Origin of the sequence: Frankia sp. AgPm24, from assembly GCF_023243055.1 — a bacterium.
Lineage (GTDB): Bacteria > Actinomycetota > Actinomycetes > Frankiales > Frankiaceae > Frankia > Frankia umida.
Window position 1 is genome coordinate 176530 of the sequence record NZ_JALKFW010000001.1, and the last position, 14811, is coordinate 191340.

Here is a 14811-nt window from a genome sequence, read left to right on the forward strand (position 1 = left end):
GATGACGCCCGCCCGTCACGCGGGAGATGTCGCCATCGTGCCGTACCGGCCGCGCCGGTGGGAGTGGCAGGGCCGCGAAACCCGACAATTCACGACGGTCACGGGCGGTGTACCGACCACGGAGGGTCTCCCACCAGGGTTCGGGCCCACCGGTGGCGTGCGAGACTGAACCTCGGTGTGAGCCGTCCCGGCAGGCGCCGGTCGACGTCCGAAGAACTAGCTGCGAGCCGACGCGCGAGCGGCAAGCTGAGAGGAACCGGGTGCCCAACAATCTCACCCGCGACGAGGCGCGCGAGCGCGCCCGCCTGCTCAACGTGGCGTCCTACGACGTCGAACTCGACCTGACGACGGGCCCGGAGCACTTCCGCACGTCGACCCAGGTCATCTTCACCAGCACCGAGCCGGGAGCGTCGACGTTCATCGAGCTCGCGGCCGCCAGCGTCGACGAGGTCGTGCTCAACGGCCGGGCGCTGGCGGTGGCCGACGTCTTCGACGGGGAGCGCATCCGCCTCGACGGGCTCGCCGAGGCCAACAACCTGCGGGTCATCGGCACCGGGGTCTACTCCCGCACCGGTGAGGGGCTGCACCGCTTCGTCGACCCCGTGGACGACGCGGTCTACCTCTACACCCAGTTCGAGACGTACGACGCGCACCGGATGTACGCCTGTTTCGACCAGCCTGACCTGAAGGCCACGTTCACCCTGACGGTGACAGTGCCCGCCGACTGGTCGGCGATCTCGGGCGGGGCGGTCGCCGCGACGGCCGAGGCCGCCATCGGGGTGCGCACGATCCGCTTCCTCGAGACACCGGTGATGTCGACCTACATCACGGCGCTGGTCGCCGGTCCGTACCACGAGGTCCGCGATGAGCACGACGGCATCGACCTGGGGCTGTTCTGTCGCCGTTCGCTGGCCGAACATCTCGACCCCGACGAGCTGTTCGAGATCACCAGGGCCGGCTTCGACTTCTACCACCGGGTGTTCGACTACCGGTACCCGTTCGGCAAGTACGACCAGTTGTTCGTGCCCGAGTTCAACGCGGGCGCGATGGAGAACGCCGGCTGCGTGACGTTCCTGGAGGACTACGTCTTCCGGGCGAAGGTCACCGAGGCCCGCCGTGAGCGCCGCGCCGAGACGATCCTGCACGAGATGGCGCACATGTGGTTCGGCGACCTGGTCACCATGCGCTGGTGGGACGACCTGTGGCTGAACGAGTCGTTCGCGACCTACATGTCGGTGCTGGCGCAGGTCACCTCCACCCGGTTCACCAACGGGTGGACGACGTTCGCCAACGCCGAGAAGGGCTGGGCGTACCGCCAGGACCAGCTCTCCTCGACCCATCCGATCGTCGCCGACGCCCCCGACATGGACGCGGTGCGCACCAACTTCGACGGCATCACCTACGCCAAGGGCGCGAGCGTGCTCAAGCAGCTCGTCGCCTGGGTCGGGCAGGAGGAGTTCCTCGCCGGCCTGCGGTCGTACTTCCGCCGCTACGAGTACGCGAACACGTCCCTGCGGGATCTGCTGGACGAGCTGGAGAACGCCTCCGGGCGTGACCTGTCCGCCTGGTCGGCCGCCTGGTTGGAGACGACCGGCGTCAACACGCTGCGCCCGCGGTTCTCCACCGACTCCTCGGGCCTGTTCACCTCGTTCGACGTCGTGCAGGAGCCGGCGAGCGCCCCGCCGACCGCCTCACGCACGCTGCGTCCGCACCGGCTGGCCGTCGGTCTCTACGATCGGGACGCCGACGGCGCGCTGGTCCGCCGCGAACGGATCGAGCTCGACGTCACCGGTGAGCTCACCGAGGTGCCGAAGATCGTCGGTGCCCGCCAGCCGGATCTGATCCTGCTCAACGACGACGACCTCACCTTCGCCAAGGTCCGTCTCGACCCGCGGTCACTGACCACCCTGATCGACTCGATCGGGTCGTTCACCGAGAGCCTGCCCCGGACGTTGTGCTGGGCGGCGGCGTGGGACATGACCCGCGACGCGGAACTCGCCGCCCGCGACTACGTCCGCCTCGTGCTGTCCGGGGTGAGCGCCGAGGACGACATCGGTGTGGTGCAGTCGCTGCTCGCCAAGGCCGATCTCACCATCGACGCCTACGGTGACCCGGCGAACCGCGCCACGGCGCTACGCGCGCTCACCGAACGCTCCGAGGAGCTCGCCCGGGCCGCCGCACCGGGCAGCGACCTGCAGCTGGTGTTCACCACGACGTTCGCCAGGGCGGAGAACCCCGAGCAGATCGCCCGGGTCCGCGCCCTGTTCGAGGGCACCGAGGTGCTCGACGGTCTGGTCGTGGACACCGAACTGCGCTGGACGCTGCTCATCCAGCTCGTCGCCCGGGGCGTCTACGGCGACGCCGAGATCGACGCCGAGCTCGCCCGGGACCGCACCGCCACCGGCGAGAAGCGCGCCGCGACCGCCCGGGCCGCCCGCCCCACCGCCGAGGCGAAGGCCGCGGCCTGGTCCGCGGTGATGGACTCGGCGGACCTGTCGAACCACCTGGCGGTGGCGACGATGAGCGGCTTCTGGATCTCCGACCAGCAGAAGATCACTCTGCCCTACGTCGACCGGTTCTTCGCCGAGATCGGCGGTATCTGGTCCTCGCGCAGCTTCGACACGGCCGCGACGATCAGCCAGATGCTGTTCCCGTCCTCGGTCATCTCCCCCGACACGGTGGCGAAGGTCGACGCCTACCTGGCCGAACGCGACCCGACCCCGCCGCTGCGCCGAGCCCTGCTCGAGGGCCGCGACGGCCTGGTCCGCGCCCTGGCCGCCCGGCAGAAGGACATCGCCGCCGGTTAGCCGGCGGCCGCGCCCGCCGTCCTGGCTTCCCTTCGTCGGCCAGGACGGCGGCACCGCCGGGCACCGCGAGCCCCTCAGCGCGGTGTGGTTCAGTGCGGGGCGGGGCTGCCAGCCGGGGCGGCGGTCGGAGCCGACGGGCGCAGGGCCGCCGGGGTGGTGGCGGCGGGGCCGGCGGCCTCGGCGAGCTGGCGGATGCCCGAGGTCAGGCCGCCGACCAGGTCGCCGAGGGAGAAACTGGACGTCATCGCGAGCGAGGCGAGGCTCGACGCGGTGTTGCTGATCCGCTTGCGGGCGGCGGGCGTGGTCGAGATCCGCACGACGCGCTGCCCCGGGGAGACCACGATCAGGACGGCCGGGTCCCGCGCGGGGTCGCCGACGAGGGTGGACAGGGTCCGCTCCGCGGCCAGGCGGATGTCACCACGCACGGCGCCGACCCGCAGCGTGAACGGGATGCCACTGTGCTTCTCGGCCTGCTCGAGCGCCCGGTCCAGCCGCTCGAGCTGCTCGGGGCTGAAGGCCTCACCAGTTGCCACTGGCTCCACCTGCTCCCGGAACGGCCTTCTCCTCGCGGGCGCCCTCGAGCTCCTCGGGACGCCTGCCGACCCAGACGTCGTCGTGCTCCCAGGCCTGGCCCGGACGGTACCGGGTCGGGCCGCTGCGCCGGCTTGACCAGGCGGCCAGCAGGATCGCGATGAGGAACCCGCCGGCGATGGTGCCGCCGTAGACACCCCAGGTCTGCAGAACGGTCAACGGGTCGGGGTTGTACTTCGTCCCGATCTCCGCGGCTGATGCCGTCGCGGCGAACACCGGAACGGTGAACATCGCGAGGCCGGCGACCGTGAGCACCCGGCGGTAGGCGGCGCCCCTGGGCCGCGCTGGACGTGGAGTCACGCAGCGAAGGTTACCGGGAAGTGGTGCCCGGGTCCTCCGAGAGGGGTACCACCCGGCCCCCACCGGAGGGTGAGTTCGGACTCTCCGTACCCGCGTCCGCCCGAACCTCGCCCAGCAGCGCCCCCAGCCGGGCCACGGCCGGTTCGGCCAGCAGCCGTTCGAGGGTGACCTCCACGCCGTCGCCGTCACGCACCGGCAGCCGCCAGTTCGGGTAGGCGTCGGTGGTGCCGGGCAGGTTCGGCTGGTGCCGATCGCCGAGCGCGTCGCCGGGCGCGGCGAGCACGACCTGGCAGGGTGAACGGACGAGCAGCCGGTGCATTCCCCGCACATAGGCGTCCAGGTCGCCAGGTGGGAACGCCTGCCCGACCCCGGGTGACGCGGGCGTCGCCGCACCCGCGGTGTCCAGCGGGTCCGTGGTGTCCAGCGGGTCCGTGGTGTCCAGCGGGTCCGTGGTGTCCAGCAGGCCCTCGGTGCGCAGCAGGGCGAGCAGGGCGTCGCGGTCACGCCGCCAGGCGTCGGCCTCGGCCTGTTCGGAGCGGCCGAGCAGACCCAGACCGGCACGCAGGCGCACATGTTCGCCTTCGAGGTAGCCGGCGGCGGTCGGCAGGTCGTGGGTGGTGACGCTGGCCATGGTGGCCGCCCGGTACCGGGCGGGGGGCAGCGGGTTGCCGTCCTCGTCCTGCTCGAACCACAGCACCGAGGAGCCGAGCACGCCGGCCGCGTCCAGCGCCGTCGCCATCGAGGGTTCGACGGTGCCGAGGTCCTCGCCGACGACGAGGGCGTCGGCCCGGGTGGCCTCGAGAGCGATGAGTCCGAGCATCGCCTTCGCGTCATACCGGACGTAGGTGCCGCGGGCCGCACCGGCACCCCGCGGAATCCACCACAGCCGGAACAGACCGAGGATGTGGTCGACCCGCAGCCCGCCGCCGCGGCGCAGCACCGCGGCGACCATCTCGCGCAGCGGGGCGTACCCGGTCTCGGCCAGGGCCTGCGGTCGCCAGGGTGGCAGCCCCCAGTCCTGGCCCTGCTGGTTGAACGAGTCCGGCGGCGCGCCGACGCTGGCTTCCACGGCGAGCACGTCCTGCAGTGCCCAGGCGTCGGCGCCCCCCGCGTCGACGCCGACGGCCAGGTCATGCACGATCCCGGCGGCCATCCCGGCGGCCCGGGCGGTGGCCTGCGCGGTGGCGAGCTGCTCGTCGCAGCGGTGTTGCAGCCAGCTGTGGAAGGCGATCCGGTCGGCGAGTTCGACCCGGGCGGCGGCGACGGCGTCGGTGTCCGGGCGGGTGAGTTCCGCGGGCCAGCCGCGCCAGTCCGACCCGTGTCGTTCGGCCAGCGCGCACCAGGTGGCGAAGTCCGCGAGGTCCGCGTCCCCCGGCTCCGCGGCGTCCGCCGCCTCCGCCGTGGTGGCGTTCGCGGAGCCGGCGGGACGGGTGGTGGCGAACAGCAGCTCGAGGGCTGCGAGCTTGGCCGTCCAGACGACGTCGCGATCGAGCAGGCCGCCGGGTCGGCCGTCGCGGCGGGCCCGGGCGGCCAGGTCGTCCACGGCGGCCCGGGTGCCGGCGTCGGCCTGGGCGTACTCGCGGGTGGCCTCGGGACGCAGGTACAGCGGTGCGGCGAAACGCCGGCTCACCGGGGAGTACGGCGAGTCGGCGACCGGGAGGGTCGGCGCGGCCGCGTGCAGCGGGTTGACCAGCAGCACGTCGGCTCCGGCCGCCCCGGACCAGGCCGCGAGCTCACCGAGGTCGCCGTAGTCGCCCATCCCCCAGCCGTGCGCCGAACGCAGCGCGTACAGCTGGATCATCCAGCCCCAGGCCCGCCAGCGCGGTCCCCGCGCCCGCAGCGCCTCGGGTCCCGGCAGCACGTCCGGCACGGCGATGACCGGGCAGCGCGACGGCTGGCCGGCGACGGTGACGTGCAGGACGTGATCACCCAGCGGCAGCCCGGCGGGCAGGGTGATCGGGCGGGCCACCCACGGCTGGCCGTCAAGCTCCCGCCGCTCCCGCGGGTCACCGGGGGCGGCCAGCGCCAGCCGCGCGCCGGTCTCCAGCTCCACCTCGGCGTGGACGTCGACACCGACCGGCAGGTACACCGTGACCGGCTCCGGCGTCGCCGCGGACACCACGGCGCAGGGCGGCAGCTGGCGGCGCCACCGGGCCTCGTGCAACCGGTCGAGGGCGGCCACCGGATCGCTCGGGTCGATGCCGAGCAGCCCCAGCACGGCGCGCACCGTGTCGGCGGCGATGGGTACCGGCTGGTCCAGCGCGTCGGTGTACCCCACCGCCACACCGCAGGCGTCGGCCAACGCGGCCAGATCCGCGGGCACCGGATCGGCGAGCGCGGCCGGATCGGCGAGCACGGGCGCAGCGGCGGGCACGGGCGGGGCGGCGGGCACAGGGCGGGGAGTGGGGTCGGCTGGGCTCACACGGTCGTCTTGGCTCACACCGCAGGATTCTGACCGGGTCCCGGGGGCGCGTCCTCACCCCGCCCCGGGTGGGGTGGTTCGAGTGCCGGTCGGCTCCACGGGGAGACGGGGGGCAGGCCGCGCGGGGAGAGCGGGGGCAGGCCCTGCGGCGGGGACGGGGGCGGGGTGTAGACGTCCGGGAGGTCGAAGGCGCTGGCCGGCTCGGCGGGAGGCAGCCACATCCGCAGCAGGGCGCCGCCGCCGCTGGGTGCGGCCTCGGCCCGCACCCAGCCACCGTGGGTGGCCACCGCGTCGGCGACGATGGCCAGGCCCAGGCCCGAACCGGGCAGTCCGCGGGCGGAGGTGGCCCGGTAGAAGCGGTCGAAGACCTGGACACGGTCCTCCGGGGTGATCCCGGGGCCCTCGTCGGTGACGGTGACCTCGGTGCCGTGGCAGCTGATCCGTACCACCGACACCGGGGGTGAGAACTTCACGGCGTTGTCCAGCAGGTTCGTCACGGCACGTTCCAGCAGGTTCGCCCGGCCGTTGACGACATGCCCACCGGTGAGGCCGACCATGGGGCCGGCACCCGCCGCGGCCGAGGTGTCGGTGGCGTCGATGCTGTCGGTGGCTCCGTCGCCGATCTCCACGTCGATCAGGATGCCCTTGCCGTTGGCGCGCCGACGGGCGCGTTCGGCGGCGGCGCGGACGATGTCGGCCAGGTCGAGTCGTTCGACCTCATCGGCGGGCACCTCGTCCCGGGCGAGTTCGACGAGCTCACTGACCAGACCGGACAGCTCACGCATCTGGGCGTCGACGTCACGCAGCAGGGCCTGGCGGTCGGCCACGGGCAGGGCCCGGTGCGGGTTGGCCTCGGCGCGCAGCAGCAGCTCGATGTTGGTGCGCAGGCTGGTCAGGGGGGTGCGCAGCTCATGGCTGGCATCGTCGACGAGCTGGCGCTGGCGGGCCCGGGAGGCCTCCAGCGCCCGCAGCATGCTGTTGAGGCTCTCCGCCAGCCGGGCGATCTCGTCGGTGCCGATGACCGGGATCAGGGCGGAGAGGTTCTGGGTGCGGGCGACCTCCTCGGCGGCGGCCGCCGCGGCGTCGACGGGTTTGAGCGCGGCGCGCGCGACGATCCGACCGGCCAGCGCCGAACCCACCACCCCGACGACGCCGACGACGAGCAGCACCAGGCCGAGTTCACGCAGCGTGCGGTCGACGTCGGTGGTGGGGCGGGCGAGCTGCAGCGCGGCGGCCACCGCCGGCCGCTGCAGCGGGACGGTGACCAGCCGGTAGGACTGCCCGTCCACGGTGATGGTGCGCAGGTTCTGGGTGCGTTCGCGGCGGGCCACCTCGGCATCGGCGGCGTTCACCGGGATCGGCACCTTGTTCCACGGTGAGACCGCGTTCTCCAGCGGGTTGCCGGCGGCGTCGAGGAACTGGCCCTCCAGGCCGAAACTGAAGGCCTGCACGCCGCTGCCCAGCGCGTTGGTCTGGATCGTGTCCGCCGATGCCTGCGCCTGTTCGACCAGCTGATCGTCGATGGCGTTGTTCAGCACGATGCTGGTCGCGCCGAGTGACACCCCGGCGACCACGGCTACGGCGGCGGCCACCGCCATGCCGACCAGCAGGGCGAGGCGGGCCCGCAGGGTGAGGCGTCCCAGCGGCGAGGACGGACGCAGCGTCGAGGGCTGACCGGCGCCGAAGCGGCGGGTGGCCCGGCGCTCACCCGAACGCCCGGGGACGGGTTGGCCGGGAGGGATCGGATGTCCCCAGGCCGGAGCGGAAACGGCGCCCGGGGAGGGCGCAGCGCTCACGTACGGTCCCCCGAGGGCTCACGCAGCACGTAGCCCACGCCGCGCACGGTGTGCAGCAGCCGGGGTTCGCCGCCGGCCTCCAGCTTGCGGCGCAGGTAGCTCACGAAGACCTCAAGCGAGTTGGACGTGGGACCGAAGTCGTACCCCCACACCCGCTCCATGATCGTCGATCGGGACAGGACCTGGCGCGGATGCCCGAGGAAGAGCTCGAGCAGCTCGAACTCGGTCTTGGTCAGCGTCAGTTCCCGCTGGCCACGGTGCACCTGCCGGCTGACCTGGTCGAGCGCGACCCCGGCGTAGGACAGCACGGCGCCGGGCAGGCCACCGCCCGACCCGGCACCACCGGCGACGCTGGCCGCCCGGGCCGCCAGTGCCGCCCGACGGATCAGCGCCCGGAGCCGGGCGAACAGCTCCTCGAGGGCGAACGGTTTGACCAGGTAGTCGTCCGCGCCGACGTCCAGCCCGCTGACCCGGTCGGCGAGGCCGTCGCGGGCGGTGAGCATGAGCACCGGCACGTCGTCGCCGCGTGCCCGCAGCTGGCGGCAGGTCTCCAGCCCGTCCATCCGGGGCATCATGACATCGAGGATGAGGATGTCGGGTTGATCGCGCTGGACGGCCGCGAGCGCGTCGATACCGTCACCGGCCGTCGCCACCTCATAGCCCTCGAACCGGAGCGAACGTTCCAGGGACTCCCGCACGGCCGTGTCATCGTCGACCACCAGTACTCGCACGGTTCCCAGTCTGCCCCGGCGGCGCCGACCCGCGGCGGTCCGCCGACTCGTCTCAGCAACACCTTTCGCGGTCTTCAGCCAGGCTTCAGCCCCGCGGCCGGCGCTGCTCAGATATGGGAGAGGTGCTCGGCGGGTCGATCCGCGGCCGGGGTACGTCCTCGGTGATGTCCGTCGCGCCGGAACCACCCGCGTTGCCGGAGATGCCGGAACCGCCGGGCTGCGCGGTGTCGTCGTCCTGCGCCGCCGGCTCGTCCTCGTCGTCGTCGACGACGGTGACCTCGCTGCGCTGGACGGACCCCAACGCGATGCCCTCGAGGCTCAGCGCGTTACGGACCCGCTCGCGCAGTTCGCGGGCGACATCCCACTGTTTGAGCGGCTGGGTCTTGATCGCCACCCGCAGGGTGTAGCCGTCCGCGGTCATCGACTCCATGCCCCACACCTCGGGCGCCTCGAGGATCACCGCGCTCCACTCGGCGTCCGACCAGAGGCTGCCGGCGGTGCGGGTGAGCACCCGCTTGGCGGCCTCGACCTCGGTGTCGTAGTCGAGCGGGACGTCCAGGACGGTGCGGGCCCACTGCTGGCTCTTGTTCCCGATCCGGGTGATCTCACCGTTGCGGACGTACCAGACCGTGCCCTCCACGTCCCGCAGCCGGGTCATCCGCAGGCTGACCGCCTCGACGGTGCCCGACACCGCGCCGACGTCGATGACGTCCCCGACGCCGTACTGGTCCTCGAGCAACATGAACATCCCCGACAGGAAGTCGCGCACCAGGTTCTGGGCGCCGAATCCGACGGCGATTCCCAGCACACCGGCGCTGGCGACGATCGGGGCGAGATTGATGCCCAGCTCGCCGAGGATGCTCAGAAAGGCCAATCCGAACACGAAGACAGAGGTCACGCTGCGCAGGAGTGAGCCGGCGGTCGCGGCCCGCTGACGGCGCCTTTCCATCAGGACGGACGGATCACCGAACGCGCCGAGCAGTGTTCCGGCCCGCGTCCCGCGAAACGGCCCGGCGGCGTTGCCGGACCCGGCCCGTTCGGTCGTTCGGCGAATGAACCGGTGCAGCAACGCGCGGACCAGGAAGGCGATGACCAGGATCAGGGCGATGCGGATCGGGGTGCCGAGGAAGACCTCCGCACCCGAGGCGAGGTAGTTGCTGTGCGTGGCGTTGTAGACGGTGCGACACAGCAGGCCGGGGTCGGTACCGCAGGCGTCCCGCACGGCGTTGGCGACACCGGCCAGGGAGACCAGCGGATCCGTGCTGGTCGTCGGGCTGGGGGTGGGCATCGGGGTGATCGTCGCGGCGACGGAGGCGGCCGTGGCGGTGGGGCCTGGCGGGCTCGACAGCAACATGCCCAGTCCGGGGATGGGGATGAGCGGGGCGGCCAGCAGGGACGAGGCGGGCGTCACGACGTAGGTCGACCTTCCGATGCTGATCTGATGGATGTCGGGCCGGTTCCCCCCGGGAGACGACGATCAGCGATCAGTCTCGCCGATGCCCACCACCTCCCGGCACCCCACCCCCCACGTCAACGGCGTGGCACCGATCCGTCCACTATCGGGACCACGCCCGGCAAACAGTCGACGCTGCGTAACCAACAGGCCGCACAATGATCGGCGGAGAGTGACAAACGCCACCAGATATGTGCAGCGACACGGTGTGAATTGCGATGACCATGCAAACAGGCTCGCGTTCTGCCGCCGAAGGCGGTTGACTGTCCATTGTCACCGGAGACGCTGTGCAGATCGGCCCGTAAAGGGCCCTCGGTGGGCAGGAGGTCGGCGCGTGGCAGAGGCGCTGGTTCTCAACGCCACGTATGAGCCTCTGTGCGTGGTGTCGCAACGGCGCGCGCTCGTTCTGGTCCTGACGGACAAGGCGGTCATGGTCGAGTCCGCCGGCCAGGTACTTCGGTCCGCGGCGACGTCGATCGACGTTCCCATCGTGGTGCGGTTGGCCCGGTTCGTGCGGGTGCCCTACCGCTCCCAGGTTCCACTCACCCGCAAGGGCGTACTGGCCCGTGACCACCACCGGTGCGTTTACTGCAACGCGCCGGCCACCTCCTTGGATCATGTGATTCCCCGTTCCCGCGGGGGTCAGCACGTATGGGAGAACGTCGTGGCGGCCTGCGGTCGCTGCAACCATGTCAAAGCCGACCGGGCTGTCGCCGATCTGGGCTGGCGGCTTCGCACGGCACCTCGAGCGCCGAGCGGAGCCGCTTGGCGCATTCTGGGCTCCCGTCGGATGGATCCGCGCTGGTCGGCCTATCTGAGCGCGGATGTGACCGAGGCAGCCTCCGCCTGAGGCCACCGGCCGCGCCGCCCCGGGATTCCCACTGCCGGGGCGGGGCAGGTAGCCGGAGTGCGCATTCTGGTGACCGGTGCTACCGGGTACATTGGCGGCCGGCTGGCCCCTCGTCTGCTTGAGCGCGGCCACACCGTGCGGGCCATGACCCGCGACCCGGCCCGGTTGCGGGATGTCGCCTGGGCCGGCCAGGCCGAGATCGTCCGGGCCGACGCCCGCGAACCCGACACGTTGGGTCCGGCCCTGCGCGGGGTGGACGTCGCCTACTACCTGATCCACTCGATCGACGGCGGCGGCGACTTCTCCACCGTCGACCGGCAGGCCGCGACCGCCTTCGCCACCGCCTGCCACGACGCCGGCGTGCGGCGCATCATCTACCTCGGCGGCCTCGGGCCGGCCCAGGACGCCGGCGGGGGCGGGAAGGCCCTGTCCGCGCATCTGAGTTCGCGGCACGAGGTGGCCCGCATTCTGCTCGACTCGGGTGTGCCCACCCTCGTCCTGCGGGCAGCGGTGATCATCGGTAGTGGCAGCGCCTCGTTCGAGATGCTGCGTCACCTCACCGAGCGTCTGCCGATCATGCTCACCCCGCGCTGGGTGCGCACCCGCATCCAGCCCATCGCCGTCCGGGATGTCCTGCACTATCTGATCGGCGCGCTCGAGGCGCCCGCCGACGCCCACGGCTCGTTCGACATCGGCGGACCGGACGTGTTGACCTACGCCGAGATGATGCAGCGCTTCGCCGCGGTCGAGGGGCTACGGCCGCGGATCATCCTCGGCGTGCCGATGCTGTCCCCCGGCCTGTCCTCGCTGTGGGTCGGGGTGATCACCCCGGTGCCCAAGGCCATCGCCCGGCCGCTGGTGCGCTCGCTACGCACCGAGGTGGTGGTGCGCGACGGCGGGGCGGTGCGCACGATCATCCCCGACCCGCCGGACGGTCTGATGGGCTTCGACGCCGCCGCCGCCCACGCCCTGAGCCGGGTCCGCGAGCGCGGTGTGGAGACCCGCTGGTCGACCGCGGTCTGGCCGGCGAGGTCCGGTGGCCAGACCGCCACCTCGCCCCCCGGCGAACCCGCGCCCACCGATCCGCAGTGGAGCGGCGGGGCGCTGTTCGTCGACGAACGCGACAGTGACGTCGCGGCCGACCCGGCCCGGCTGTGGGCGGTCATCGAGGGCATCGGCGGGGAGAACGGCTGGTACTCGTGGCCGCTGGCCTGGTCGGCCCGCGGCTGGCTGGACACCCTGGTCGGTGGGGTCGGCCCGCGGCGTGGCCGACGCGATCCGGCGTCGGTCCACGTCGGCGAGGCCCTGGACTTCTGGCGGGTCGAGGAGATCGAACCCGGACGGCTGCTGCGCCTGCGCGCCGAGATGAAGCTGCCCGGTGAGGCCTGGCTGGAACTACGGGCCCTGCCCGGCGACAGCCCCGGCACCGCGCTGTACCGCCAGCGGGCGGTGTTCCGTCCGCACGGGCTCAACGGGCAGCTCTACTGGTGGGCGGTCAGCCCCTTCCACGCCATCGTGTTCGGTGGCATGGCACGCAACATCGTCCGCGCGGCCGAGCACCTGGCCGCCGCGGACGACGAACGCTCAGGAGTGGCCCCGGCCCTGCACCGGGGGTCCACCGTCTGAGGTGCCGCCGGGGGACAGTTCGCCGAAGACCGGTCGCGGCGGGGCGGCGGGGTCGGCGTCGGGAAGTTCGGTGTCGAACCAGACCCGCTTGCCGTTGACCGTGGTCTCCACGCCCCAGGCCATCGACAGGGCCTCGACGAGCAGCAGCCCCCAGCCGGACTCGGGGTCGGGCCGGTTGGCCGCCGCCGCCCCCGGCCGTGGCAGATGGGCGCCCTCGCGGTCCTCGACGCTGACCCGCAGCCGACCGGGCTCCAGAAACGCCCGCAGCACCAGGTCGCTGCGCGCGTGCAGGACCGCGTTCGTCACCACCTCGCTGACCAGCAACGTCACATCCTCGACCGCGGCGATGCCGTAGTCGAGCAGGACGGCGCGGATCGCCGTGCGGGCCTGCCCGGAGGAGGCGGCCACCGCGGGCAGGGAAAGCTCCAGCAGCGGCGGGTTCACCGTGAGCGTGGTCAGCACGATCAGCGCCGTGTCGTCATCGGTACGGCTGGGCAGGTCGGCGGCGAGCAGGCAGCGTTCCAGCAGCGAACGGGCGGTCTCCTGAGCGGGGCCCTCACCGGTGCCGGCGATGACGTCCGGGCCGAACCAGCTGCGCGCGGCGAACGAACCGCCGCGGGGTCGACGCCGGCGCCGTTCGACGCCGCGGGCGGGCAGCGGCTGCTCTCCGCGCCGGTCCTCGCCGCTGCGCCGGTCGGCGACACCGGGCGGGGGGCCCTGGGACGGGCCGGGGGCCCGACGGTCCGTCCAGACGCCGGGGGCCGCGTCGGCCATCTCACTGAAACCAGCCGCGATCGCGGCCGCGGCGTCGAGTTCGGCCTGGGCCTCCCGGGCCGCGGCGGCCTTGGCGCGCTGTTCGATCAGCCCGCGACGCAGGTTCTGCAGCCCGTCGGAGAGCGGGCGGCGACGCGACTCGACCAGACCGTCGGTGAACATCACCAGTGCGGATCCGGGCGGCAGGGTCACCCTGGTCTCGCTGAAGCCGGCGGCCTCGCCCTCGCCGACCCCGAGCGGCAGGCCCGGTTCGAGCACCAGATAGTCGGGGTCCTCGTCGGGCAGCACGACCAGGGGTGCCAGGTGGCCGGCGTTGGCGATGACGGCCCGTCCGGTGTGCCGGTCGTAGACGGCGTACATGCAGGTCGCCATCTGCAGGCCGGGCAGCATCCCGACCACCCGGTCGAGGCGGTAGAGCACGTCCGCCGGCGGCCACTCCTCGAGCGCGTAGGCGCGCAGCGCCGCCCGCAGCTGACCCATCACCGCCGCCGCCTGCAACCCGCGGCCCATGACGTCGCCGATCGCGACGCCGAACCGGCCGCCGGAGAGCGGGATGATGTCGTAGAAGTCGCCACCGACCTCGGTGCCGGCCGTTCCGGGGCGGTACTCCATGGCGATCTCGACGCCGTCGAGCGCCGGGGGGTTCGCCGGCAGCAGCGAACGCTGCAGGGTCAGCGCCGACTCCTGGGCCTCCCGGAACCGCATCGCGTTGTGCAGTGCGATCGAGCCGCGCCGGGCCAGTCCCTCCAACAGCAGGATCTCGTTGTTGCGGTAGTCACCCGTGGGCCGCCCGACCGAGAGCACACCGAAGATCTCCCCGCCGGCGGACAGCGGGACATGCGCCGTCGGCCCGTCACGTAGCTGACGGAACCGCTGGTAGCCCGATTCGGTGGCGGCCGTGCGCAGGGCGCGCATGTCCGCCAGGCGCGGCAGGCTGTAGGTCTGCCCGGAGCGCAGCACCAGCCCCGGCGGGTAGTCGTCGGCGAGCAGCGGGGGGCGAGCGGAGATCATGGCGCGCAGCAGCTGGTCGACCCGCGGGTCAAGCGAGCTCGAGGCCGCGAGCTGCGGGGTGTCCTCCTCGCGCAGCCACACCAGGCTGACGGCGCCCAGGTGGGGCAGGACGAGGTCGGCGAGCAGGCGGGCGACCCGGTCCGGGTCCAGCGACTCGGCGAGCAGCAGACCCGCGTCGGCCAGGAAGCTGCCGGGAACTCCCCCGGACTGGCCCAGACCCGGCAGGTGGCCCACCGGCCCACGCCTGCCCGGCCCACCCCCGGCCTGCCCACTCCCGCCCGGCCCACCCCCGGCCGGGCCACGGGCAGGGGCCGCGCCCGCCGAGCGGACGCCGCGGGCGGTGCGGCGCAGCACGCCGACCAGCCGATCGACCGCCCGCCGACCGGACGCGGCCGCTGCCGCCCCCGGACCGGCGTCAGCCACCGCGCCACTCGCGCCGACCGCGCCCGT

At 73.0% G+C, this 14811-nt stretch carries 10 protein-coding genes; 3 read left to right on the forward strand and 7 right to left on the reverse strand.

Features of this window, described 5'->3' with window-relative positions; all coding sequences use genetic code 11:
• Positions 1-260: 260 nt before the first annotated feature.
• Positions 261-2807 carry an aminopeptidase N gene (pepN, locus tag MXD61_RS00750; protein WP_248810768.1) on the forward strand — a complete coding sequence of 849 codons (2547 nt, stop codon included), beginning with the start codon at positions 261-263 and terminating at the stop codon, positions 2805-2807.
• A gap of 89 nt (positions 2808-2896) precedes the next feature.
• Here pepN and MXD61_RS00755 read toward each other — a convergent pair whose 3' ends face one another.
• From MXD61_RS00755 to MXD61_RS00780, 6 genes are all read right to left on the reverse strand, one after another.
• Positions 2897-3340, reverse strand: coding sequence for a DUF5130 family protein (locus MXD61_RS00755; RefSeq protein ID WP_248810770.1), 444 nt, complete (start codon positions 3338-3340; stop codon positions 2897-2899).
• Positions 3327-3698, reverse strand: coding sequence for a hypothetical protein (locus MXD61_RS00760; protein ID WP_248810771.1), 372 nt, complete (start codon positions 3696-3698; stop codon positions 3327-3329). The genes MXD61_RS00755 and MXD61_RS00760 overlap by 14 nt, the downstream gene beginning before the upstream one ends.
• 10 nt (positions 3699-3708) lie before the next feature.
• On the reverse strand, positions 3709-6120 hold the full coding sequence (gene malQ / locus MXD61_RS00765) for a 4-alpha-glucanotransferase (protein WP_374628215.1): 2412 nt from the start codon (positions 6118-6120) through the stop codon (positions 3709-3711).
• A gap of 14 nt (positions 6121-6134) precedes the next feature.
• The gene (locus MXD61_RS00770; protein WP_248810824.1) at positions 6135-7718 is read right to left on the reverse strand and encodes a HAMP domain-containing sensor histidine kinase; all 1584 of its coding nucleotides are present in this window, start codon (positions 7716-7718) and stop codon (positions 6135-6137) included.
• 194 nt (positions 7719-7912) lie between these two features.
• Positions 7913-8647 (reverse strand): response regulator transcription factor, encoded by a 735-nt coding sequence (locus MXD61_RS00775; RefSeq protein ID WP_308222652.1) that lies wholly within the window; start codon positions 8645-8647, stop codon positions 7913-7915.
• A gap of 85 nt (positions 8648-8732) precedes the next feature.
• A complete protein-coding gene (locus MXD61_RS00780) occupies positions 8733-10001 on the reverse strand; it encodes a mechanosensitive ion channel family protein (protein ID WP_248810828.1) in 1269 nt (422 codons plus the stop codon).
• A gap of 433 nt (positions 10002-10434) precedes the next feature.
• Here MXD61_RS00780 and MXD61_RS00785 point away from each other — a divergent pair, with 433 nt between their 5' ends.
• Entirely contained in the window at positions 10435-10950 is a 516-nt protein-coding gene (locus tag MXD61_RS00785) for an HNH endonuclease (RefSeq protein WP_163549320.1), read from the forward strand.
• Between the two features lie 57 nt (positions 10951-11007).
• Complete coding sequence (locus MXD61_RS00790) at positions 11008-12576, forward strand: SDR family oxidoreductase (protein WP_248810773.1); 1569 nt, start codon at positions 11008-11010, stop codon at positions 12574-12576.
• Here the strand turns inward: MXD61_RS00790 and MXD61_RS00795 are convergent.
• A complete protein-coding gene (locus MXD61_RS00795) occupies positions 12535-14784 on the reverse strand; it encodes a SpoIIE family protein phosphatase (RefSeq protein ID WP_248810775.1) in 2250 nt (749 codons plus the stop codon). The two genes, MXD61_RS00790 and MXD61_RS00795, sit on opposite strands and share 42 nt — an antisense overlap.
• Positions 14785-14811 lie beyond the last annotated feature (27 nt).